This window comes from Stenotrophomonas sp. STEN008 (assembly GCF_056760435.1).
On record NZ_JBRRET010000002.1, the window covers coordinates 62,365 to 81,035 of the forward strand.

The window sequence follows — 18,671 nt, forward strand, 5'->3', positions numbered from 1 at the left end:
AAGGAGCGCCGCATGCACACACTGGTCATCCGCAACGCCCGCATCACCACGCTCGATCCACACCGTCCGCATGCACAGGCGCTGGCCGTACAGGAAGGGCGCATCATCGCCGTAGGCAGCGATGAAGAGATCATGCGTGGTTGGGGAGCCGAAGCCACGCTCATCGACGCACAGGGCAGGCGACTGGTGCCCGGCCTCAACGACAGTCACACCCACCTCATCCGTGGTGGCCTGAACTACAACCTGGAGCTGCGCTGGGACGGGCTGCGTTCGCTGGCCGATGCAATGGCCATTCTCAAGGCACAGGTCGATCGCACCCCGGCGCCGCAATGGGTGCGCGTGGTGGGGGGCTTCACTGCCGCCCAGTTCCACGAGAAGCGCCTGCCGACCCTGCAGGAGCTCAACCAGATCGCACCGGATACGCCGGTGTTCCTGCTGCACCTGTATGACCGCGCGCTGCTCAACGGAGCGGCGCTGCGTGCATGCGGCTACACCCGCGAAACGCCGGACCCGCCCGGTGGCCAGATCGTGCGCGATTCGCTGGGCAACCCCACCGGCCTGCTGCTGGCCAAGCCCAATGCGTTGATTCTGTATGCGACGCTGGCCAAGGGGCCACGCCTGCCGGTCGAATACCAGGCCAACTCCACCCGTCACTTCATGCGCGAGTTGAACCGGCTCGGCATCACCTCGGTGATCGATGCCGGGGGAGGCTTCCAGAACTATCCCGAGGACTACCAGGTCATCGAGCAGCTGCACCGCGACGACCAGCTGACCGTGCGTATCGCCTACAACCTGTTCACGCAGAACAAAGGCAAGGAAGTGGATGACTTCCGTGGCTGGAGTGAGATCCTGCAGCCCCGCCAGGGCGATGATCTGCTGCGCCACAACGGCGCCGGCGAGATGCTGGTGTTCTCGGCAGCGGACTTCGAGCTGTTCAGCGAACCACGCCCCGAGCTGCCGCCGGAACTGGAGCCGGAGCTGCATGATGTGGTGAAGCTGCTGGTGCAGAAGCGCTGGCCGTTCCGCATCCACGCGACCTATGACGAGAGCATCGGCCGCATCCTCGATGTCTATGAGCAGGTCAACCGCGAAGTACCGTTCGATGGACTGCACTGGTTCATCGATCACGCCGAGACCATCACCCCGCGCAACATCGAGCGGATCCGGGCACTGGGTGGGGGCATTGCCGTACAGCACCGCATGGCCTACCAGGGCGAAGCGTTCGTCGAACGCTATGGCGTGCAGGCGGCACGGCACACGCCGCCGGTGAAGCGCATGCTGGCCGAAGGCGTGCCGGTCGGCGCCGGCACCGATGCCACCCGCGTGGCCAGCTACAACCCCTGGGTCGCGCTGTCGTGGCTGGTCACCGGGCGCACCGTCGGCGGCCTGGCGCTGTATGGGGAGGAGAACCTGCTGGAGCGCGAGCAGGCCTTGCGCCTGTGGACGCAGGGCAGCGCATGGTTCTCCGGCGATGAAGCGGTGAAGGGCACCTTGAGGGAAGGCCAGTTGGCCGATTTCATCCTGCTCTCGGCCGATTTCTTCCGCGTCGAAGATGCCCGCATCGCCGACATCACCAGCGTGCTTACCGTGGTCGGTGGCCGCATCGTGCATGCCGGCGAAGACTATGCCGGACTGGCGCCGCAGCTGCCGCCGGCGATGCCGGACTGGTCGCCGGTCAACCGGTTCGGGGGGTATCACGTGGGCGGCGCGTCCACCGGCCTGGCGATGGCGCATCACCATCACCATGGTGCGGCCTGCAGGACCCACGGTGCACACGACCATGCCGCGCGCCACGCAGCACCCAGCAATGATCTGACCGCATTCTGGGGTGCGATGGGATGCTCGTGCTTCGCATTCTGAGCCTCGCCCTGCTGGCCGCGCCGTCCCTTGCGCTCGCCTGCGAGGGGGGCTACTGCAGCGATGCCGCTGATGGCACGTTGCAGTGGGATGCCTCGATGCGTCTGCGCGGCATGTACTACGACCCGACCCGCTTCGGTATCGGCGGCGGCGAGGATGGCTACGGCCTGCTTCGCGCATTGGCGTCGGCCACCTACGGTGAACGCGACTGGAAGGCGATGCTGCAGCTGGGCGTGCACGGCGAGCGTGGGAGGGCCGGTGGACCTGGCAGGACCGATCGGGGTGCGCTGGACGTGCAGCAGGCGTACTGGCGCTGGCAGCGCGGCGGCCTGCATGTGCAGCTCGGGCGGCAGGAGGCGGGCCATGGCAGCTCGCGCCTGCTGTCGGTGCGCGACGGGCCGAATATCCGCCTGGCCTTCGATGGTGCCAGGGTCGGATGGCAGGGCGGACTGGGCGTGCTGGAACTGATGGCACTGCGTCCGGTGGAGAACCGGCCGGGTGCGTTCGATGACCGTGGCGAACGCGGTTCGCATCTGTGGGGTGCCTATGCAACCACGGCGCCAGGCCAGGGTCCGGGCCAGTGGGACCTCTATCTGCTGGACTATCGCCGGGAGGACGCCCGCTTCGCGGCAGGCGCCGGCATCGAGCGCCGGCAGACTCTCGGGGCGCGCTGGTTCGGCCAGGCCGGATCGTTGGACTGGAACAGCGAGCTGGTCGTGCAGGGCGGTGAGCTGCGGACCACCAGCGAGCAGCTTGATATCCGCGCGTGGACGCTGGCCACCGATACCGGTTGGCGTTGGCCGCAACTGCCCTTGCAGCCACGGCTGGGACTGAAGGCCGACATCGCCAGTGGTGATGGCCGCCCGAACGACGCCCGGCTGGGCACCTTCAATGCCCTGTTCCCGAAATCGGCCTACTTCAGCGAAGCCAGCCTGCTGGCGCCGGCGAACCTGATGGACGTGCAGCCAACCCTCACACTGCGGTTGCACGAATCCGTCACCACTGAACTGGGCATGCAGATGGCCTGGAAGCACCGCCGCGCCGATGCGGTGTACACCACGCCCGCACCGCTGGTGGCGTTGCCCGGCAGCGCAGGCGGCGCGCGCAGGATCGGCCGCCAGTACAAATCCGAAACCCGCTGGCAGGCCAGTGCACACTGGCAGTGGCAGCTGCAGCTGGCCTGGGTCGATGCCGGTCCTGCGCTGACGCAGGCCGGTGGCCAGGACACGTTGTTCGCCTCGATCGTTGGAGCATGGCAATGGTGAATGCACGCACATCGCAACCTCCCGCACCGGCCGCAGGTGCCTGGTCCCCGCTGAAGATCCGCATGTTCCACTCGATCTGGCTGGCGATCCTGGCCAGCAACATCGGTACGTGGGTCAATGACGTGGCCGCGGCCTGGGTGATGGCCGAACGCACAGGATCACCGTTGATGGTGGCCCTGGTGCAGTCAGCCACAACCGTACCGATCGTGCTGCTGGCACTGGCCGCAGGAACCCTGGCCGACATCGTCGATCGCCGCACGTACCTGCTGGCCACCCAGGGATGGATGCTGGCAGTGGCGGCCTTGATGGCGGTGCTGACCTCGCTCGGCATGCTGACGCCGCAGCTGCTGGTGCTGCTCACGTTCTGCATGGGATGTGGCGCGGCGATGGCGATGCCGGCGCAGGCAGCGATCGTCTCCGAGCTGGTTCCGCAGTCGATGCTGCCGTCGGCAGTGGCGCTGAATTCGATCGGCATCAACATCGCCCGTTCGATCGGGCCTGCTGTCGGTGGCCTGATCGTCGCCCAGCTGGGAGCCGTGTGGGCCTTTGGCTTCAATGCCATCACCTTCGCTGCGATGCTGTTCGTGGTCTGGGGCTGGAAGCGTGACCCGAAGGCATCGAGCCTGCCGCCGGAAGGCTTCGGTGCCGGACTGAAGGCCGGACTGCGCTATGCCAGCCGCGCCGGGCGTCTGCAGGCGGTGCTGATCAAATCGGTCGGCTTTTTCTTCTTCGCTGCGGCGATGAACGCATTGTTGCCGGTGGTGGTGCGAGGGCAGATGCATGGCGGTGCAGGGCAGTACGGCATGCTGCTGGGCTGCATCGGCATCGGCGCGGTTGCCGGGGCGCTGCTGCTGCCTAGATTGCGCGCACAGCTGGACCGCGATCTGCTGGTGTTGCTGGCGACGCTGGCGCTGGCACTGAGCTTGGTTGGACTGGCGCTGACCCGCAGCTGGTACCTGCTGCCGGTGGTGATGCTGGTTAACGGTTTTGCCTGGATCACGGTGCTGTCCTCGTTGCAGATCGCCGCACAGACGGCGGTTCCGGCGTGGGTGAGGGCACGAGCGCTGGCGCTGTACATCATGGTGTTCTCGGCAGGCATGGCCGCCGGCGGCCTATGCTGGGGCGCGCTGGCGCAGCGAACATCGCCGGAACTGGCGCTGCTGGTTGCGGCAGCAGGCGCGGTCATCGGCGGGCTGCTGGTGTGGAGGGTGCGTATCGCTGGCACCGAAGATCTCAACCTGCGCCCTGCGGGTCATTGGCCGGCGCCGGAACTGTCGGTGCCGGTCTCCAACGATCGCGGGCCGGTGCTGGTGACGATCGAATACCGCATCGATGCCGCCGACCGTGCATCGTTCCAGGCGCAGATGCGCGCGCTGGGCACGGTCCGGCGCCGCGACGGTGCGGTGGTGTGGGGCGTGGTCGAAGATGTGGCCAGCCCGGGCATCCATCTGGAGTATTTCGTGACCCCGTCCTGGCTGGAGCACCTGCGCCAGCACGAACGCATCACGGCCGACGACAAGGCGATCCAGGAAGTGCTGCGTGCCCTGCACCGTGGTGAACGCGCGCCGGTGGTACGTCATTTCGTCGGCGGGCATGACCCGTTGCCCACGGCGGTACCGCACCATCACAGCGATATCTGACAGGTAGCGCCGGGCAATGCCCGGCGGATGCTGGATACGTTCGCCGGGCAATACCCGTCGCTACCCCGCAGGAGCGGCGGCACAGTGGGGCGCCGCCGCGGGACATCATTTGCGGGCGAACGCCAGCAGGTCGGCGTTGAAGCGATCGGCATGGGTGACGGTCAGGCCGTGCGGCGCGCCGGGGTAGACCGTCAGTTCGGCGTCCTTGATGATCTGCGAGGACAGCTTGGCCGACGCATCGAAGGGGACGATCTGGTCGTCGTCACCGTGCACGACCCATGCCGGCACGTCGATCTTCTGCAGATCTGCGGTGTAGTCGACTTCCGAGAATTCATGGATGCAGTCGTACTGGCCCTTCACACCGCCCAGCATGCCCTGCAGCCAGAACGAATCGCGCATGCCCTGGGTGACCGTGTTGCCGTCACGGTTGGCGCCGAAGAAGGGCGTGGCCAGGTCCTGGAAGAACTGCGAACGATCACCGCCGGTGCCCTTGCGGATGCCGTCGAAGACCTCCAGTGGCGTTCCGGCCGGGTTGCCCGCGGTCTTCAGCATCAGTGGCGGTACCGCACCGACCAGCACCACCTTCGCCACGCGCGCGCTGCCATGGCGGCCGATGTAGTGGGCCACCTCGCCACCACCGGTGGAGTGGCCGACCAGGATGGCGTCCTTCAGGTCCAATGCGTCGATCACCGCGGCCAGGTCGTCGGCGTAGGTGTCCATGTCGTTGCCGTCCCAGGTTTGGCTGGAACGACCGTGGCTGCGCCGGTCGTGGGCGATCACGCGGAAGCCGTTCTGGCCCATGAACAGCATCTGCGGGTCCCAGGCGTCTGAGGACAGTGGCCAGCCGTGCGCGAAAACGACCGGTTGCCCGGTGCCCCAGTCCTTGTAGAAGATGCGGGCGCCGTCGTTGACGGTGATGTAGTTGCTCATTGCGGTTTCCTTGGCGGAAGGGAAGGACGGCGGCGGCGAAGGTGGCCGTCGCCTGTGGCAGTACAGCGCAGAGGCGATGCAGTGGCTTGCACGGCTGTGCTGGATGAGCACGGATGTGACGCGGATCGCTCTGGCGCGCGGCGCTCGTCGTACCGACCATGAGTGCTGGTCGTGGGAGGGGGTGAAGATGAGGACTCTGCCGGGATGGGGGCTGCTGGCCATGCTGCTGACGACATCCGCAGCGGCGCAGACCCAGGTCTACAAGTGCACGGACGGCGGGCGTGCGCTGTACCAGCAGACGCCTTGCCAGGGGCAGGCGGAGTGGCGCTGGGAAGTGCCCGCCGAGCAGTCGCTGCCGCGCGGCAGTGCGCCGCTCACCGCCGAGGCGACCCCCACGGGTAACGGTGGACGCAGGCCGACGCGGCGATCGGGCCGTGCACAGGGGGCGTTGATTCCGAACAGTGCGGATGCTGCGGCCTGTGCACGGGCGCGCAGGATGCGCACGGAGGCGCTGGCCAGAACGCGCCGGGCGGATTTCGTCCAGCGCAGGCAGTGGGACGATGCCGTGTTCGAGGCCTGCCGCTGAAACGGGTCGCAATCAGGCCAAAAACGACAACGGCGCCGTTCGGCGCCGCTGTCGGGTTCTGTCGGGGGATTCAGCGAACGTCGCTGGCCGCTGCCGGCGCGGGTGTGCTGTCCGGCTTCGGCAGGCTCAATTCGGGGTTGCCCTGTTCGGCCTGCAGGATCTGGATGCGGCGCTGCAGGGCGTCCAGCTGGCTGTTGGTGCTCTGCACATCGGTGCTCAGGCTGACGGCCTGCTGCTGGGCCTGCTGCAGTGACGCGCTGACCTGGGCCGACTGCGCCTGCTGCTGCTCCATTTCCTGCTGCAGGGTACGCAGGCGCTCTTCGTTGTAGGCCACCAGGCGCTCGGTATAGCGCTTGCCGGCTTCCAGGCGGGTGGTATCGATGTAGACCTGCGCGAGCTGTTCGGTCTGCTGCACGAACGTGCGATAGACCCGCTCGGCGTTGTCGACGGCATCGGTCTTGATGACGCGCCAGAAGTTCTTTTCCTGGAACAGGGCGACGTAGTAGGTCAGGGTGCTGGCATTGAAAAGCAGGCTGGCGCCGTAGTTGCCGTTGTACGTGGTACGCAGTTCGGTCAGCTGGCGTGCGTCCATCAACTGCTTGAGCTCGTCCACCGTGTTGCGTACCACGGGTGCGCTGCTGCGTACCGGTTCGGCTGCGGCTTCGCGGCTGCTGCGCGCCGCCAGTGCGGACGGTGCCGCCAGCAGCATGGCCACGGCCAGCAGTGCCGCGCCGCGCGCGTGGCGGGCGAAGACGGTGCCCCCTGAAGTTTCTCGCATGTCTGGACCATCCACGGATGAGTGTGGGTTGAGATGGAAGTGTTCCCCGCCCGGGAGTCTAGCATGCGCGGCGGCGGCGCCAAGGGCGCCGGCCCGGCTCAGAACACAAGCTGTGCGCCATTGCACTGGATGGACTGGACGTTGACATCGGTGCGGCCCAGCTCCAGCCCCAGCAGGCTGGCCAGGGTCGTGCTCAGCAGGGAGCCGACGGTGTTGAGCACCGGCTTGAGCGCGGCCAGCACCGGGTTCAGCACGGTGCACAGCACACCGCTGCAGGACACGTTGTTGCCGGGCGCGGTGACACCGCCGCCGGCCGCCGCGTCGAGGAAGCCGTCCGGGGCGGTCTGGATGTACGAGGCCAGATTGGTGCGGACGCAGCCGTTGTAGTCGATCAGGTTGCCCAGCAGGCTGTCGCAGCGGTTGATGAGCAGCCCGCCGACCAGTGAGCCGAGCAGCCCGTCGAGCAGACCCAGGCCCTGTCCCGTCACGGTGGCGCGGTAGCCTGCCCACACCGAGCCATCTTCCCAGCAGGTGCCCAGCCCGATCAGGCAGGGTTTGGGCACGCCCTTCTTGACCGTCCAGTTGCCCAGCGGTGCCAGGTTGCGCGACGGGTCGCCGTCGCGCAGCAGGGGAATGAGCTGGTCGACGTTGTAGCGGCCGCCCGAGGGGAACGCTGCCTGCAGGTAGCGGTCGGCCAGTGCCTTGGCCGTGTCGTTGGCATTCATGCCCTGTGCCGGCGAGCTCAGCATGCCCGACAGGACACGCAGCAGCTCGTTGACCAGGTGCGAGACCGCGTCACCGACGGCCAGGGGATTGATCCGGGTGGTGCCGGTCTGGCCGGCGGCCAGGGTCAGGCTCTGCGTGCCGGTCAGCGCCGGCAGGGTGATCTTGTCGTTGATCAGCGGCCGTCCCAGCAGTGTCAGCAGTTGTTCGTTCTGCAAGGTGGCGTCGCAGACATTGCTCTTGGAGAAACGGTCGGCGGCATTGACCTTGCCGACGCACGCGCGCAGTACCGAGGAGTCCACCTGGATGGTGGCGGTGGGCGGTGCCGCGCTGCACTGGATGCTGGTCAGTGTTCCCATCGCGTTGGCCACGTCCACATGCAATGGCAGGTGCAGGCGCGTGCCCAGCAGGTTGAGCAGTGGCCCCACCCCGAACAGGCGGTCGCTGTCGACGTCGACCATCAGCCGGACCTGTGCGTTGTAGGCCCGCGAACCGACACCGCCGATGGCGATCGACGGCGGTTCGACAACACCTGCCTTGATATCCATGCCGAGCAGGTTGAGGTTCGGCACCGCTACGCCATTGCCATCATTGGCGATGGAGATGGCTGCATTGACCAGGTCAAGCACGTTGATCTGCGACTGCAGCGCACTGCCCACCGTGCCGTCGGGAGAGATCACCTCGGCGAACAGTCCGCCGCCGCCGTTCTGGCTGCCCAGCGCGATATTCACCCGATTGATGTCAAGGCGGGTGGCCACCAGGTCGGACAGCGCACGCAGCTGCACGCCCGCGGTGGTGCTGCGGCCGACCACCGTGGCGGTGGCGTCCACCAGCCGTGCCAGTGAAACCTGGTTCAACGACAGCAGGCGATTGAAGTCGGCCACGCTGAGATTGGCGGTGACCGGAATGCCGAGCGCATTGAGCAGGCCTGACGGTGTGATGTTGGCCTGCGCCAGTCCGTCGTACGACAGCACCGTGGCGTTGGTGACGTCCAGCCCCACCAGGCGCAGGGTGCCCATCAAGGGCGAGTTGCCGTTCGTGCGCAGCAGCTGCGAACCCACCGCGAACACCGCCGTCGGTTCCGAGCGGCGCGCCACGGCCTGTACGGTGATGGTCGGCAGGCTCTCGTTCTGGCCGAAGAACGGCAGCACGCTGCGGGTCGCAACCACCCGCACCGCATTGCGCGGATTGCTGGCGTCGACCGTCTCGCTGAAGCGGTTGCCTCCGCGTGCGGCGCTCCAGTTGCCGCAGCGGACCTGCACCGTGCCCGGGAACTGGTTCTGCGTGAGTGCGCTCTGCCGCGCGGCGCTGTTGTCGCCGTTGTTCGATGTACACAGCTCAAGTCGCTGTGCACCTGCCAGCGCCGCCAGGTCCACGACCTTCTGCGCATCGCGCTTGGCCCAGAACAGGAAGCCGACCTCGATCAGACCCAGCATGGCCACCAGTGCCAGCATCACCAGCATCATGGTGACGGACATGCCGCCGCGCGGGCGGTGGAAACGGGGCTGGCGAGAGCGGTTCATGGCATGCCTCAGCGTCCGGAGTTGGAGGTGCTCTTGGAACTGCCGACATCCGTGTCGAAGAAGGCGGGGATGTCCTGCTCGAAACTCTTCAGGTAGCGCGCGTAGCTGGCGGTGGCCTGATCACCGAGGATCGGCAGCCGCGGGCCGGCCTGTTGCCCGGACGCCTGCAGCTGGAACAGCTGGCGCGTGGCATCACCGACCTCGTTGCGCCGCGGCGCAGCCGGTGCAGCGGCCACCCGGGCAGGAGGCGCGGGCGGCATCGCGGGGGGCGGCGCAGGCGCCGCGAGGTCGACGGTTGCCAGTGCTTCGGCCTGCTGCGGCGCGATGGCAGGGGCCGCTGCCGGGCTGCCTCCCAGCATCTGGCCGGTCAGCGGCGCCTGTGGCGCCTGTGCGTGGGCTCCCGTGGCAAGCAGGCAGCAGGTGACCGCAGGCAGCAGGCGTCGGATCAGGGTCATCGCGGTCATGGCGTGTTCTCGGTGGGGTGGTCGGACGTGCCGAAGCGCTCCAGCATCGACGGCGGCAGACGGGAGGGATCGCGATCGCGGGCGTCACGGCGTGTTTCGGCCGCCAGCCGGCTGCTGGCGGGGGCGGTAGCGTTGGTCGGCGCGGTGGTGATCCGTGCCGCGCTGCTGGCCGCCGCCTGCGCCTGGCGCTGCTGCAGCCGGCTGCGGATCTGCTGGGCCTGCTGCTGGATGCTGCGCCGGGTGTCTTCGTTGAGGTTGGCCTGCGCAGCCAGGCGTTCGGCCGTGGCGTTGTCGCCGCGCAGGACCGCCCACAGCGCCAGGTTGGCGGTCGCCTTGGCGTTGCCCGGTGACAGTTCCAGTGCTTTGGCCAGCGGCTCGCGGGCCTGATCGAAGCGGCCGGCACGCAGACGCGCATACCCCAGGTCACCCAGGTAATCGGTATTCAACGGCTGCAGCTGGGTGGCGCGGGCCAGCGACAGTTCGCTGCCGGCCTCGTCATCGCGATGCGCGGCGATCAGGCCCAGGCCATGTGCCGCGGCGGCGGCCTGCGGCCCGCTGCTGAGTTCGCGGTACAGCGCGGCCGCGGCGTCGGTCTGGCCGGTCTCGCGCAGTGCATTGGCCTGCAGCAGGCGCAGCGCCGGAGGATCGCCGTAGCGCTGGCGGAATGCATCCACATGCGCCAGCGAGGCGTACCAGGCCCCTTGCAGCTGCATGCGCTCGATCAGCTCAAGGTAGGCATTGCGGCTGTCCTGCGGCGCGGGCCCGGGCTCGGCCAGGGTGGGCGCGCGCAGGTACTTCGGGGTGGACGAGGCGCATCCCGCGACGGCAGTGGCAAGAGCAAACAACAGACAGGCGTGGCGCAGAGCAGGCATGACGGTCATCCCATGTTCGACAGGGTTTTGGCCAGCGCGACCAGCGCAGGCCCGGCCAGCACCAGCATCAGTGCAGGCAGCAGGGTCAGCATCATCACCACGGTCATCTTCACCGAGAGCTTGCCGACCTTCTCTTTCAGAGCATTGCGGCGCTGTTCGCGCAGCCGGATGCTGAACTGGCGCAGCGGCTCCTGCACCGCGCCGCCGTGGGCGTGCACCTGCAGGATCAACTGCACCAGGCTGGACAGGTCGTCATCGCCGTAGACATCGCTGAGCCGGCGCAGCGACTGGGCGCGAGTGCGTCCATGGGTGTAGGCGACGTTCGCCTCCTGGATCTCGCCACCGAGCACCGGCAGTGCGTCGCGCAGCTTGTCGCCCAGGGTCTGCAGGCTCTGATCCATGCTGAAGCCAACCCCCTGCAGAAGGCGCAGCAGGTCGATCAACAGCGGCAACTCGTTGTTGACGGCGCGCCGCCGCCGCTTGACCCACGCGGCCAGCACGAACTTGGGCAGCAGCAGGCCGGCGGCGAGCGCGCCGACGATCACCATGATCCGGGCCAGGCCGGTGGCATCGCTCACGGCCAGGGTCAGCGCCAGCACCAGTACTGCCAGCAGCAGGCGCAGGCCCAGATAGATCGCCGTGCCGCGACGGGTGTTCCAGCCGGCCAGATCAAGCAGCAGGCGATCCTCGCCTGCCAGCAGTGCGGCTTCCAGGCGCCCGCCGCTGAGCGTCCGGCCGAAGCGCTCCAGCCAGCCCAGTGAATCCCTGCGGGCCGCGTCCTCGTCGGCGATCGGATCACGTGGCTGCAATGCGGTCTTCAGCGTTGCCGCACTGCGGTCCTCGCGATGGCTGCGGACCCAGCCGCCCACACCGAGCAGGGCGACGCCGGCGGCCAGGACCAGCAGGGCAAGTGCGAACCAGGCAGTTGCGCTCATCGGGAACCTCCGCTGCGGATGCTCATAGCGACTTGGCCAGGCGATACAGCAGGAAACCCCCGAGCAGTTCCAGGCCCAGGGCGATCAGCAGGATCTTGTGACCGAGCGGATCGTGCAGGACGGGCTGGAAGAACTCGGGGCTGGAGATCGCCATCAGTACGGCGCTGGCGGGCGGAAGCAGTCCCAGCACCCAGGCCGACATGCGGGTCTCGGACGTGGTGGCTGACAGCTCCTGCTGGGCCTGCTCCAGGTCGCGCATGAAATCGCCCATGCGCTGCAGGATCTGATCGGCGCGGCCGCCGATGCGGACGCTGACGCCCATCACCACGGCCAGCACCTTCAGCACCTCCATCCGATAGGGCTGCGCGGCGAGGTTCAGTGCGCGGTCCAGGTCCATGCCGCCCCGCGCGTATCGCACCGTGGTGTCCAGCAGCTCACGCAGCGGCGGCGTCGCCTGCTGCGACGCGACCTGGAAGGCCGACTGCAGGCTGTTGCCGAGCGCGGTCAGGCGGACCAGGTTGTCGAGGAAGTCCGGCAGCTGATGCAGCAGCTTGGCCTGCAACTTGGCGGTGCGGCGCATGATCCACAACCAGCAGCCCAGCAGGTACAGCAGCAGCGTCAGCGGCAGCATCCATGCCGTTCCCAGCCGCAGCATCGCGAACAGCGAGAGGGCCAGGCCGGGCACCAGCAGCATCAGCGGCACCTTCCAGCCGGTGGCGAGGCCCGCGCGTTGCAGCAGGCCATTCCAGGGCAGCGCGCGACGGCCAGCTGCTGCCGGCAGCGGCCGCGATCCATCGTTGGCCGCAGCCGCGTTGCTGCCCGGGCCCGCGCTGCCACGTGCCAGCTGCTGTTCGGCATGCTGCAGGGATGCCTGCCGCTGTTCGCGGCTGTTGGCGGTGCCCCACAGCCATACCGCCAGCGCCAGCAGCACCGACACGATGCTCAATACGCCCAGCAGCAGGCCGGTTCCCATGTTCAGTAGTCTCCGTAGAGGGATTCGCGCAACAGTTGGCGGAACGGCTCGAGCTTGTGCGAGTGCGGCTGGAAGCCCAGCCCGATCCAGCGGTCGGTCTCCTTGCCACTGCCGTCGATCTGCACTTCGTGGCGGAACATCTCCTGGGTGGTGATCAGGTTGTCGCTGACGCCGGTGATCTCGGTGATCGATACCAGCACGCGCCGGCCACTGCCGAGGCGCGAGATCTGCACGATGAAATCGATCGCGCTGGCGATCTGCCGGCGCAGGCTGTCTTCGCTGCCCTGGAACCCGGCGAAGCCGGCCAGCATCTCGATGCGATAGAGACAGTCGCGCGGCGAGTTGGCATGGATGGTGGCCATCGAGCCGTCGTGGCCGGTGTTCATCGCCTGCAGCATCTCCAGCACTTCCGCGCCGCGCACCTCGCCCACCACGATGCGGTCGGGGCGCATGCGCAGGCTGTTGCGCACCAGGTCACGGATGCTGACGGCGCCCTGTCCCTCCGCACCACCGATGCGGCTCTCCAGGCGCACCACGTGCGGATGGTTGAGCGAGAGCTCGGCGGTGTCCTCGACGGTGATCACGCGCTCGGTGGGTGGCACGTAGCTGGCCAGGGCGTTCAGCAGCGAGGTCTTGCCCGAGCTGGTGCCACCGGAGACGAGGATGTTGCAGCGACCCAGCACCATCGCCTTCAGCAGCGCCTGCATCGGCGCATCGAAGGTGCCCTTGGCCAGCAGTTCATCGGGCGTGAACGGGTCCTTGCGGAACTTGCGGATGGAGACCATCGGGCCGTCCACCGCCAGCGGCGAGATGATCGCATTGAGGCGGCCGCCGTTGGGCAGGCGCGCATCCACCATCGGGTTGGAGTCATCCAGGCGCCGGCCAAGTGGTGCGAGGATGCGGCGCAGGATGCGCAGCAGATGGGTGTCGTCGGTGAAGCGCTGGGTTGCGCGCTTGAGCTGTCCGCCCTGCGAGACGTGCACATCCTTGAAGCCATTGATCAGGATGTCTTCGATGGTGGGATCATGCAGCAGGTCGTCCAGCGGGCCGAAGCCGGTCAGCTCCTTGACCAGGCCCTCGGCCACCACCTGCATCTCCTCTTCATTGATCGGGATGCGCCACTCCTGGATGAAACCCACGGTCTGCACCTGCACCCAGCGCGCGATCGTGTCCGGTGCCCAGGAATCGATATCGATGCGCTCGTCCTCGATGCTGTTGAGCAGGTGCTCATGCGCCGCGGACAGCACCTTCTGGTACTGCTCGGTCTCTGCGAACGGCAGATTGCCCGCAACGTGGTCAGGCACGGTGTGGCGGGCGACGGCGTGCGGAAACGGGGTTACTTTGTCTTCCATTGCGATCCACCCAGGGCAAGGGCAAGTCTTTCCCGCAGGCCGTGCGTCTGGACCGGGCATGCAGCCGGATCCAGGCGTTGGACGAGCGGGGCGAGGGCACGCAGGTACGGATCACGCGGCGCGTCCTGCAGCAGCAGGTGGCCGTGGCTGGCGGAGGCACGTACGCGTGGTCGTTCGGGGAGCGTGGCCAGCAGTGGAAGCTCGAACCGTCGGGCGATCTGCTCCGGGCTCATGCCGCTGCTGTCGTCATGGCGGTTGATCACCAGTTGCAGGCGCTTCTCCCGTTCGCGCTGGCCGGACAGATGCTTGAGCGCATGGTCAAGCGAGACCAGAGTGGCAATCGAAGCGTCCGCGACCAGCCAGATCTCGTCGGCCTGGTCCAGCAGCAGCGGGGGCAGTTGACGCAGCGGGCAGCCGCCGGCGTCGCAGAGCACGCTGGCGAACACGCCGCGCAGCCGCTGCAGCAGGGCGCCCGGATCGGACGGCGGAAGCGCATCGCTGCCGCTGGCGCGGTCGAGCAGGACCAGTCCGCTGTCATGGCGCGCCATCGCAGTGCGCGCCAGGGTGGCGTCGATGCGGCTGGCATTGCGCAGTGCGTCTTCGTAGTGGAAGCGGCTGTCCAGATTGAGGTAGAGCGCCAGGTCGCCCGCCGGCTGCGCCAGTTCCAGCAGCAGACCGTCCTGGGTGCTGGCCTCGCCCTGCGCCAATGCATGGGTCTGCTGTGCAAGCACGGCCAGATGCGCGGCCAGTGTGCTGGTGCCGACCCCGGCACGTACGCCCAGCAGCAGGATCAACCGCGCCTTGTGCGGCTGGTGTGCGGCAGCGGCGGGCCGGGGCGAGAGCGCGCGGCGAAGCGCGGCCTCGATGCCGGTGTTGTCGCTGTCCAGGTCGAGCACATCGCGCAGGCCGGCGCGCAGCGCCATCACCACGCCTTCGACCTGCCCGGCACTGGTGGCGCCAACGGCGACCAGCGCAAGGTCCGGCTGGGTCTGCTGCAGCTGCTGCGCCAGCACGGTCGAGGCGGCGGCGTGCTCGGGGCGGAAGTCGAGCAGTACCAGATTCTGCGGACCGCGTTGCAGGTCCTGCGCGGATGTCGGCTCACCGCTGTCCTGCCAGTGCAGGGTGGTGGCAGGCGGCAGCTTGGCCGCCAGCCGCGGCAGCAGTTCGCGATCCATCCCGTACAGGACCAGGTTCATCGGCGGTCCTTGCGGATGCAGCGGCTGGGCAGTGGCGTAGGGCATGGGCGTGGTATCGCAGGCATTATGGATTCAACGTGAGAAACCGGGCACCGGGTCCTGGCTGACCGGACCCAGCAGCCAGGAACCCCACTCAGGCAGGTTGGGCCGGGCCTCGCGCTCGCCTGGCAGTGCCAGCTCGGCATTGCGGGCGAGGGGCTGCACCAGCCGTGGCGTGACGATGATCACCAGTTCCTTGTCTTGGCGCTTGTAGTCGAAATCGCGGAAGAACGAGCCGATGATCGGCAGGTCGCCCAGCAGCGGGATCTTGTTCACCGTGGAGGCGACCGTCGAGCTGACGAGACCGCCGATCACGAAGCTCTCGCCATCGCCCAGTTCCACCGTGGTATCGGCACGGCGGGTGCTGATCGACGGAATCTGCACACCGTTGAGGGAAATGGCGTTGGTGTAGTCGAGGTCGCTGGCTTCCGGCGCCACCTTCAGGGCGATGCGGTTGGGCGCGAGCACGGTCGGGGTGACGGTCAGGCCGATGCCGAACGGCTTGTAGGTGATGGTGGTGGTCCCCAGGCCCTGGGGTTCGAGGATCGGCAGTTCACCACCGGCGAGGAAGCTGGCGCTCTGGCCGGACAGCGCGACCAGGGTCGGCTCGGCCAGCACCCGGGCCATGCCATTGGACTGCAGCAGATCGAGGTCCGCGTTCCACAGGCCCTTCGTCGAGCCGAACACCAGGCGGAACGCCGACGAGATGGGCGATTCCGATTCGTTGCTGGAATTGCCCTCCTGCATGCCGGGCAGCACGCCGGTGTTGCCCGGCAGGATGCCGCCCGGACGAGCGAAGCCATAGGCAAAACCGCCGTTGCGGTTCTGGAAGCTGATGCCGACCTGTTTCAGCGCGGTCTTGTTGAACTCGACCACCTTCACCTCGACCTGGACCACACCGCCGCTGGCGATGGTGGAGGCATCGGCCAGCTGGCCATCCTTGCCCAACGCCATCGCGGCCGCCTTCTGTTCCTGCATGTGCGAGAGCGCGCTGTCGGTGCTTCCCTGCAGCAGGCCCTGCTGGTCCTGCTGGGTGAACACCAGACCGCTGGAACCCGCATCGGCCGCCCCCTGCACCGCGCTCTGCACGCGGACCTGCACGCGCTGTGGCTCCGACTGCTTGCGGTGCCACAGCAGCAGGGTGGTGGTGCCGGGGGCCTTGCCGACCAGCAGCGCCTGGCGCTGGCCACGCAGCATCACGATATCGGCGACGCCCGGATCGGCGATGGCCACCCGTTCCAGGTCCGCGGGCAGCGTCCACGGCCGCTGTTCGCGGGCCTGCAGCACCAGGTCGTCAGCAGCCACGCTGGTCGCAGGCGCCAGCAGCACCAGCAGCAGAGCGAGCCAGCGCTGGCGGGAGGAGGGGCTTGGACTCTGGCGACGTTCGGTCATGGAAGCTCTCGGTGCAGGTCAAAGGGAGCCGCGGGGCGCAGAACCATCGCCGCGGATGATCTCGATTCCGGATGCGCGCGGTGCGCTGCGGCGGGCGGCGGCGGGCTGTGCGGGGGCGTCGTTCACCGTGCGTGCGCGTGCGCTGCTGCGGCCGGCCAGGGCATCGCCATCGATGCCGGCGAAGGCGTGGTTCTCGGGGCGCTGCAACGCCAGCTGCTGTTCCGCGTCCAGGCCACGCAGCGGATCGATCACGCCTCGCGCCTGCGGGAACAGGGCCAGGTCGGGCTGGCCGGCGTCGGCGGGATTGCGCAGCGCGAGGTAGAGCTTGCCCTGCTGCGCGCCCAGCAGCAGCCGGTTGGCGTCGGCCACCGGCACCGCCAGCACGGCGCTGCGGGCCGGCTGGGCTGCGTCACCGCTACTGCCGCCACTGCTGCTGGCGTTGCTGGTGATATCTGCCGCGCGCGGGTCTGCACGGTTACTGGTATCGGCGCTGGCATTCGTGCTGCCCGCGTTCGGGGCGATGTCCTGCTGGCCATAGCTGAGCACGCGCAGGCGCGACAGCAGAAGGCGGGTCTGTGCGGCGTCGGGCGCCGCGTTGTAGCTGGCAGGTTCGCTGCGCAGGTTGAGGAACACATCGACGAAATCGCCCGGCAGGATACGGTTGCCGGCACCGACCAGTTCATCCACCGGCACCGCCAGTGCACGCTCGCCGGGCCGCAGCTGCAGCGAGAAGCCCTGAGCCAGCACCGCGTCGCTGATGGTGCTGCCTTCGGCGATGTCCTGCACCGGCACCTTGCCGACCACGGCGGCCAGGTCGGCGACGGCGCCCGGCACGGCCGCGCTTCGACGCGCCAGGCGCACGCCATTGGCAGTGATCGGTTCACCGGCCGGCAGCCGGGCGATGGCCTCGACCACCGTAATGGCCTGTGCGTCGGCCTGAACGACCGGAGCCGCGCTTTCCGCCGAAGGGGCGGGCCTGCGGCCGATCACGAATGCGATCAGCGCCAGCAGCACCGCGAGTGCGATCAGAGCGATGGCGGCGATGCGGGTCAACTTGAGCATGGAACCGTCTCCTGTACCGTCAGTTGCCGGAGCCGAGGTCGAGCTGGGCGACCGCGACGCTGCGGATGGGGGCCCGCATCACCCAGCCGTAAAGCGTGGCGGTGCCGGGGAAGAAAGGGTGGGCGGCGTAGTCGTAGCGGACGGTGACCGTCATGCACTGCGCGGTCGCCATGCCCGCGCAGGGTGCCTGCGCCGAGACCTGGATCGGACCGGTGCCGCCGGCGCTGCAGTCAGGGTTCTGCCTGGAGAACTGCAGCAGCCATTGCATCGACTGGCGTGCTGCGACGCACGCGGCGGTGCGTCGTTCGTTGGCGGTTCCGAAGCGCAGCGATGCGCGCGCGCCTTCGGCAGCGGCCGTTGCAAGCGTCTGCTGGGCAGCCATGATCAGCACGCCGGAAAAAGTGAACAGCAGCAGCGGCACCAGGCCGAGAATCATCATCAGCGCGTATTCGACGGCAACCACGCCACGCTGGCGCCGCGGACCGAGGGTGTTCATGCGAGACCTCCGTAGGTCGTGGCCAGGAGCCAGCCGATCGCCGCCAATGCGAGGTAGGCCGCATAGGGAATGCCGCGGCGCCCCTGGCGGGCAGCCTCCATTCCGCGCAATGCGGGGTGTGTCTGCCATTGCTCGCTGGCCCGCGACACCTGCAGCTGCACGCGCATCGGAAGGTGCGTGCCGAGCTGGCGCCCGAGCAGGATCGCCACTGCATGGGCGCCGGCGGCAAGGCTGGCCACTACCCATATCGGCAGCAGGGCATGCCATCCCAGCAGCAGGCCGAGCACCGCAAAGAATTTCACGTCGCCAGCGCCCATCCAGCGCAGTGCGTAGAAGGGCAGGAGCGCGAGCAAGCCGGCAACGGCACCGAGCAGGTGCGCCGGCCATGGCAGTCGTGGCTCACCAAATTGCCCGGCGACGAGCAGAGGTATTGCGAGTGCGCACGCCGCCAGCAGCCAGGCATTGGGCACCCGGCGGGCATACAGATCGCTGATCGCGATCCGCAGGCACACACCGATGGCCAATAGTCCCAGCAGTGTCATCGCACTCCCCTTCGTCCGTCACTGGACCGTCTGCAACCGCATCCCG

General features: G+C 68.1%; 17 protein-coding genes. 4 read left to right on the forward strand and 13 right to left on the reverse strand.

The window, feature by feature from the left end; all coding sequences use genetic code 11:
* Positions 1-12: 12 nt before the first annotated feature.
* From ACVOME_RS01330 to ACVOME_RS01340, 3 genes are read left to right on the forward strand one after another with little or no spacing between them, the layout of a single operon-like run.
* On the forward strand, positions 13-1,860 hold the full coding sequence (locus ACVOME_RS01330; protein WP_481504655.1) for an amidohydrolase: 1,848 nt from the start codon (positions 13-15) through the stop codon (positions 1,858-1,860).
* Positions 1,839-3,122 (forward strand): alginate export family protein, encoded by a 1,284-nt coding sequence (locus ACVOME_RS01335; protein WP_263174595.1) that lies wholly within the window; start codon positions 1,839-1,841, stop codon positions 3,120-3,122. The genes ACVOME_RS01330 and ACVOME_RS01335 overlap by 22 nt, the downstream gene beginning before the upstream one ends.
* Positions 3,116-4,762, forward strand: a complete 1,647-nt coding sequence (locus tag ACVOME_RS01340; RefSeq protein WP_481504656.1) for an MFS transporter — start codon at positions 3,116-3,118, stop codon at positions 4,760-4,762. The genes ACVOME_RS01335 and ACVOME_RS01340 overlap by 7 nt, the downstream gene beginning before the upstream one ends.
* A gap of 105 nt (positions 4,763-4,867) precedes the next feature.
* On the opposite strand, the gene ACVOME_RS01345 is transcribed toward ACVOME_RS01340, so the two are convergent.
* Positions 4,868-5,692, reverse strand: coding sequence for an alpha/beta fold hydrolase (locus tag ACVOME_RS01345; RefSeq protein ID WP_065175255.1), 825 nt, complete (start codon positions 5,690-5,692; stop codon positions 4,868-4,870).
* Positions 5,693-5,702: 10 nt separating this feature from the next.
* Between ACVOME_RS01345 and ACVOME_RS01350 the strand changes: the two genes are divergently transcribed.
* Positions 5,703-6,278 carry a DUF4124 domain-containing protein gene (locus ACVOME_RS01350; RefSeq protein WP_481504613.1) on the forward strand — a complete coding sequence of 192 codons (576 nt, stop codon included), beginning with the start codon at positions 5,703-5,705 and terminating at the stop codon, positions 6,276-6,278.
* A 70-nt stretch (positions 6,279-6,348) separates the two neighbouring features.
* On the opposite strand, the gene ACVOME_RS01355 is transcribed toward ACVOME_RS01350, so the two are convergent.
* The 12 genes from ACVOME_RS01355 to ACVOME_RS01410 form a co-directional block, all read right to left on the reverse strand.
* Positions 6,349-7,056: a DUF2968 domain-containing protein gene (locus ACVOME_RS01355; RefSeq protein ID WP_065175254.1), complete on the reverse strand. Its 708-nt coding sequence runs from the start codon at positions 7,054-7,056 to the stop codon at positions 6,349-6,351.
* A gap of 98 nt (positions 7,057-7,154) precedes the next feature.
* Positions 7,155-9,302: a TadG family pilus assembly protein gene (locus tag ACVOME_RS01360; protein ID WP_164152531.1), complete on the reverse strand. Its 2,148-nt coding sequence runs from the start codon at positions 9,300-9,302 to the stop codon at positions 7,155-7,157.
* 8 nt (positions 9,303-9,310) lie between these two features.
* Positions 9,311-9,766, reverse strand: a complete 456-nt coding sequence (locus ACVOME_RS01365) for a DUF3613 domain-containing protein (RefSeq protein WP_065182949.1) — start codon at positions 9,764-9,766, stop codon at positions 9,311-9,313.
* Entirely contained in the window at positions 9,763-10,638 is an 876-nt protein-coding gene (locus ACVOME_RS01370; RefSeq protein ID WP_262100531.1) for a tetratricopeptide repeat protein, read from the reverse strand. The genes ACVOME_RS01365 and ACVOME_RS01370 overlap by 4 nt, the downstream gene beginning before the upstream one ends.
* 5 nt (positions 10,639-10,643) lie before the next feature.
* Positions 10,644-11,573: a type II secretion system F family protein gene (locus ACVOME_RS01375; RefSeq protein ID WP_065182948.1), complete on the reverse strand. Its 930-nt coding sequence runs from the start codon at positions 11,571-11,573 to the stop codon at positions 10,644-10,646.
* Positions 11,574-11,595: 22 nt separating this feature from the next.
* Complete coding sequence (locus ACVOME_RS01380; RefSeq protein WP_065182947.1) at positions 11,596-12,546, reverse strand: type II secretion system F family protein; 951 nt, start codon at positions 12,544-12,546, stop codon at positions 11,596-11,598.
* A 2-nt stretch (positions 12,547-12,548) separates the two neighbouring features.
* Complete coding sequence (locus ACVOME_RS01385; protein WP_065182946.1) at positions 12,549-13,898, reverse strand: TadA family conjugal transfer-associated ATPase; 1,350 nt, start codon at positions 13,896-13,898, stop codon at positions 12,549-12,551.
* The gene (locus ACVOME_RS01390; RefSeq protein WP_065175248.1) at positions 13,883-15,139 is read right to left on the reverse strand and encodes a CpaE/TadZ family protein; all 1,257 of its coding nucleotides are present in this window, start codon (positions 15,137-15,139) and stop codon (positions 13,883-13,885) included. Before ACVOME_RS01390 ends, ACVOME_RS01385 begins: the two co-directional genes overlap by 16 nt.
* A 27-nt stretch (positions 15,140-15,166) precedes the next feature.
* Positions 15,167-16,525, reverse strand: a complete 1,359-nt coding sequence (locus tag ACVOME_RS01395; RefSeq protein ID WP_180875312.1) for a type II and III secretion system protein family protein — start codon at positions 16,523-16,525, stop codon at positions 15,167-15,169.
* 18 nt (positions 16,526-16,543) lie between these two features.
* Positions 16,544-17,587: a Flp pilus assembly protein CpaB gene (gene cpaB, locus ACVOME_RS01400; RefSeq protein ID WP_481504614.1), complete on the reverse strand. Its 1,044-nt coding sequence runs from the start codon at positions 17,585-17,587 to the stop codon at positions 16,544-16,546.
* 19 nt (positions 17,588-17,606) lie between these two features.
* Positions 17,607-18,083, reverse strand: coding sequence for a TadE/TadG family type IV pilus assembly protein (locus ACVOME_RS01405; RefSeq protein ID WP_111185924.1), 477 nt, complete (start codon positions 18,081-18,083; stop codon positions 17,607-17,609).
* On the reverse strand, positions 18,080-18,625 hold the full coding sequence (locus ACVOME_RS01410; RefSeq protein ID WP_481504615.1) for an A24 family peptidase: 546 nt from the start codon (positions 18,623-18,625) through the stop codon (positions 18,080-18,082). The genes ACVOME_RS01405 and ACVOME_RS01410 overlap by 4 nt, the downstream gene beginning before the upstream one ends.
* Between the last annotated feature and the right edge of the window lie 46 nt (positions 18,626-18,671).

Excerpts from the sequence above, each read along its gene's own strand:
- ACVOME_RS01330 (WP_481504655.1), top strand. The coding sequence starts at position 13 with ATGCACACACTGGTCATCCGCAACGCCCGCATCACCACGCTCGATCCA.
- ACVOME_RS01335 (WP_263174595.1), top strand. The coding sequence starts at position 1,839 with ATGCTCGTGCTTCGCATTCTGAGCCTCGCCCTGCTGGCCGCGCCGTCC.
- ACVOME_RS01340 (WP_481504656.1), top strand. The coding sequence starts at position 3,116 with ATGGTGAATGCACGCACATCGCAACCTCCCGCACCGGCCGCAGGTGCC.
- ACVOME_RS01345 (WP_065175255.1), bottom strand. The coding sequence starts at position 5,692 with ATGAGCAACTACATCACCGTCAACGACGGCGCCCGCATCTTCTACAAG.
- ACVOME_RS01355 (WP_065175254.1), bottom strand. The coding sequence starts at position 7,056 with ATGCGAGAAACTTCAGGGGGCACCGTCTTCGCCCGCCACGCGCGCGGC.
- ACVOME_RS01360 (WP_164152531.1), bottom strand. The coding sequence starts at position 9,302 with ATGAACCGCTCTCGCCAGCCCCGTTTCCACCGCCCGCGCGGCGGCATG.
- ACVOME_RS01365 (WP_065182949.1), bottom strand. The coding sequence starts at position 9,766 with ATGACCGCGATGACCCTGATCCGACGCCTGCTGCCTGCGGTCACCTGC.
- ACVOME_RS01370 (WP_262100531.1), bottom strand. The coding sequence starts at position 10,638 with ATGCCTGCTCTGCGCCACGCCTGTCTGTTGTTTGCTCTTGCCACTGCC.
- ACVOME_RS01375 (WP_065182948.1), bottom strand. The coding sequence starts at position 11,573 with ATGAGCGCAACTGCCTGGTTCGCACTTGCCCTGCTGGTCCTGGCCGCC.
- ACVOME_RS01380 (WP_065182947.1), bottom strand. The coding sequence starts at position 12,546 with ATGGGAACCGGCCTGCTGCTGGGCGTATTGAGCATCGTGTCGGTGCTG.
- ACVOME_RS01385 (WP_065182946.1), bottom strand. The coding sequence starts at position 13,898 with ATGGAAGACAAAGTAACCCCGTTTCCGCACGCCGTCGCCCGCCACACC.
- ACVOME_RS01390 (WP_065175248.1), bottom strand. The coding sequence starts at position 15,139 with ATGCCCTACGCCACTGCCCAGCCGCTGCATCCGCAAGGACCGCCGATG.
- ACVOME_RS01395 (WP_180875312.1), bottom strand. The coding sequence starts at position 16,525 with ATGACCGAACGTCGCCAGAGTCCAAGCCCCTCCTCCCGCCAGCGCTGG.
- cpaB (WP_481504614.1), bottom strand. The coding sequence starts at position 17,587 with ATGCTCAAGTTGACCCGCATCGCCGCCATCGCTCTGATCGCACTCGCG.
- ACVOME_RS01405 (WP_111185924.1), bottom strand. The coding sequence starts at position 18,083 with ATGAACACCCTCGGTCCGCGGCGCCAGCGTGGCGTGGTTGCCGTCGAA.
- ACVOME_RS01410 (WP_481504615.1), bottom strand. The coding sequence starts at position 18,625 with ATGACACTGCTGGGACTATTGGCCATCGGTGTGTGCCTGCGGATCGCG.